This is a genomic window from Methylobacterium sp. E-025 (assembly GCF_022829705.1).
Classification (GTDB): domain Bacteria; phylum Pseudomonadota; class Alphaproteobacteria; order Rhizobiales; family Beijerinckiaceae; genus Methylobacterium.
Genome location: NZ_JAKSYR010000067.1, coordinates 2,501 through 5,938, shown reverse-complemented (window position 1 = coordinate 5,938; position 3,438 = coordinate 2,501). Strand labels below are relative to the sequence as shown.

Below are 3,438 nucleotides of genomic sequence, written 5' to 3'. Positions count from 1 at the left end.
TTTGGCTGTTGACGGGCTGCTGGGTGGTCCGTATACCCCTGTTCATCGAGACGGGGCGGCGGCGACGCGGTTCTGGACTTGGTCCACCGACATGACGAGCGATGGGGCAGCTGGCGAGAGCCGGGTGGCCTGGTGTTTGTGTCGGCGGTCTTGTCGGTTTTGTGTCTAGCTTTCGGGTTTGACGCGGGGTTGACAGGGTATCGGCGGGGGCTTAGACGCCTCCCACCGCTGAGGCGGACCACCGAGTGGTTGGTTCGGTATCACGGGTTTCCAAGACGGGCAAGGTGGTTTCGGGGCATTATGCTCTGGGATTTTTGTTCGCACGATTTTTCCGGGCTTTCGGGTCTGGCGCTCTTTGACAAGTGAATCTGAGAAAGAGAAGCGTGGACGGCATTGTCCTTGCGGGTTCGGCCTTTCGGGGTTGGACTGTGAGAAGACTTTGGCTGACACGTTTGTCTTGAGCTCACATCGATTTGGCTGGAAACGGCTGGATCGTTGATGTGAGTCTCTGTCAATTGTGATCAGCCTGGATCGATCTCTTCAACATGAGAGTTTGATCCTGGCTCAGAGCGAACGCTGGCGGCAGGCTTAACACATGCAAGTCGAACGCATCCTTCGGGGTGAGTGGCAGACGGGTGAGTAACACGTGGGAACGTACCCTTCGATCTGGGATAACTTCGGGAAACTGGAGCTAATACCGGATACGCCCTTTGGGGGAAAGGTTTACTGTCGAAGGATCGGCCCGCGTCTGATTAGCTAGTTGGTGGGGTAACGGCCTACCAAGGCGACGATCAGTAGCTGGTCTGAGAGGATGATCAGCCACACTGGGACTGAGACACGGCCCAGACTCCTACGGGAGGCAGCAGTGGGGAATATTGGACAATGGGCGCAAGCCTGATCCAGCCATGCCGCGTGAGTGATGAAGGCCTTAGGGTTGTAAAGCTCTTTTGTCCGGGACGATAATGACGGTACCGGAAGAATAAGCCCCGGCTAACTTCGTGCCAGCAGCCGCGGTAATACGAAGGGGGCTAGCGTTGCTCGGAATCACTGGGCGTAAAGGGCGCGTAGGCGGCCATTTAAGTCGGGGGTGAAAGCCTGTGGCTCAACCACAGAATTGCCTTCGATACTGGATGGCTTGAGTTCGGTAGAGGTTGGTGGAACTGCGAGTGTAGAGGTGAAATTCGTAGATATTCGCAAGAACACCGGTGGCGAAGGCGGCCAACTGGACCGACACTGACGCTGAGGCGCGAAAGCGTGGGGAGCAAACAGGATTAGATACCCTGGTAGTCCACGCCGTAAACGATGAATGCCAGCTGTTGGGGTGCTTGCACCTCAGTAGCGCAGCTAACGCATTAAGCATTCCGCCTGGGGAGTACGGTCGCAAGATTAAAACTCAAAGGAATTGACGGGGGCCCGCACAAGCGGTGGAGCATGTGGTTTAATTCGAAGCAACGCGCAGAACCTTACCATCCTTTGACATGGCATGTTACCCAGAGAGATTTGGGATCCTCTTCGGAGGCGTGCACACAGGTGCTGCATGGCTGTCGTCAGCTCGTGTCGTGAGATGTTGGGTTAAGTCCCGCAACGAGCGCAACCCACGTCCTTAGTTGCCATCATTCAGTTGGGCACTCTAGGGAGACTGCCGGTGATAAGCCGCGAGGAAGGTGTGGATGACGTCAAGTCCTCATGGCCCTTACGGGATGGGCTACACACGTGCTACAATGGCGGTGACAGTGGGACGCGAAGGAGCGATCTGGAGCAAATCCCCAAAAACCGTCTCAGTTCGGATTGCACTCTGCAACTCGAGTGCATGAAGGCGGAATCGCTAGTAATCGTGGATCAGCATGCCACGGTGAATACGTTCCCGGGCCTTGTACACACCGCCCGTCACACCATGGGAGTTGGTCTTACCCGACGGCGCTGCGCCAACCGCAAGGAGGCAGGCGACCACGGTAGGGTCAGCGACTGGGGTGAAGTCGTAACAAGGTAGCCGTAGGGGAACCTGCGGCTGGATCACCTCCTTTCTAAGGATGCAGCTTTAGTGACGATCGGCACGCTTCGTGTTTGCCGGTCCGCTCCTCTCGCCGCGTCATTGGATACATGGGGCTAGTCTTAGCCCCGCTATGCGGGACGGTGCCGTCCTCGTTTCTCTTTCTCATTATCCGGACTGTCAGCCGGCATCCTCCGAGCGGGGTTGTTCTTGGCTGGCACGGGCCTGTAGCTCAGGTGGTTAGAGCGCACCCCTGATAAGGGTGAGGTCGGACGTTCGAGTCGTCCCAGGCCCACCAATTTGGGATGCTCGTGATCGGGGACATAGCTCAGCTGGGAGAGCGCGTGCTTTGCAAGCATGAGGTCGTCGGTTCGATCCCGTCTGTCTCCACCATTTTTTTGGGACCTGGCGCAGCGCGAGCTGCGACGTCTCAGAATGAGGGCAGGCCCAAGTTCCAAAACATCCGGATAAACCAGTTTGCGCGAGCCAGGGCATCAATCCGGCTCAGTGCGCAAAACCAATCGACATCGTGAAGAGGGAATGTGGCCGTCTGCGGCAGCGAAAGCTGGTCCGGGACGGTTATGTTCGGCAAGCAACTGTTCTTCTGCCGGAAACGGCAGGGGAACTGGTCTTTTTGTGACCGTGTCGCCTGACTGGAGCCGCTTTGCAGCGGCTGCCGGTCGGAGCGGACATCGATCACGAGAGCGATCAAGTGCCTTAAGAGCATTCGGTGGATGCCTTGGCGCTGAGAGGCGATGAAGGACGTGGTACGCTGCGATAAGCCTTGGGGAGCTGCGAACGAGCTTTGATCCAGGGATTTCCGAATGGGGAAACCCACCTTCGACCTTTCGTATTGTGGCTGCAGATCTTTGATCTGTGGCTTCACTACGATTGGTCACATGAAGGTATCAAATCCTGAATACAATAGGGGTTTGAAGCGAACCCGGGGAACTGAAACATCTCAGTACCCGGAGGAAAGGACATCAACGAGACTCCGTTAGTAGTGGCGAGCGAACGCGGACCAGGCCAATGCCTGAGTGGAGTTTACCGGAACGGTCTGGAAAGGCCGGCATGATGGGTGACAGCCCCGTACGGGACGGACGACATTCGGGATACGAGTAGGGCGGGACACGTGAAATCCTGTCTGAACATGGGGGGACCACCCTCCAAGCCTAAGTACTCCTCAGCGACCGATAGCGAACCAGTACCGTGAGGGAAAGGTGAAAAGCACCCCGACGAGGGGAGTGAAATAGTACCTGAAACCGGATGCTTACAAACAGTGGGAGCTCAAGGTTCGTCCTGAGTGACCGCGTACCTTTTGTATAATGGGTCAGCGACTTAAAGTTACGAGCAAGCTTAAGCCGGTAGGTGTAGGCGCAGCGAAAGCGAGTCTGAACAGGGCGTTCAGTTCGTGGCTTTAGACCCGAAACCGAGTGATCTAGCCATGT

The 3,438-nt window shown here is 56.6% G+C and carries 2 tRNA genes and 2 rRNA genes (1 of these 4 running past the window's edge); all 4 read left to right on the top strand.

What is annotated here, in order from left to right:
• Positions 1-541: 541 nt before the first annotated feature.
• A 16S ribosomal RNA gene (locus tag MKK64_RS07355) occupies positions 542-2,024 on the top strand.
• 187 nt (positions 2,025-2,211) lie between these two features.
• Positions 2,212-2,288 (top strand) — tRNA-Ile (locus MKK64_RS07350).
• A 19-nt stretch (positions 2,289-2,307) separates the two neighbouring features.
• Positions 2,308-2,383, top strand: a tRNA-Ala gene (locus MKK64_RS07345).
• A gap of 313 nt (positions 2,384-2,696) precedes the next feature.
• Positions 2,697-3,438, top strand: a 23S ribosomal RNA gene (locus MKK64_RS07340) (it continues 2,068 nt past the right edge of the window).
• Together the 16S and 23S rRNA genes with 2 tRNA genes alongside form the textbook arrangement of a ribosomal RNA operon.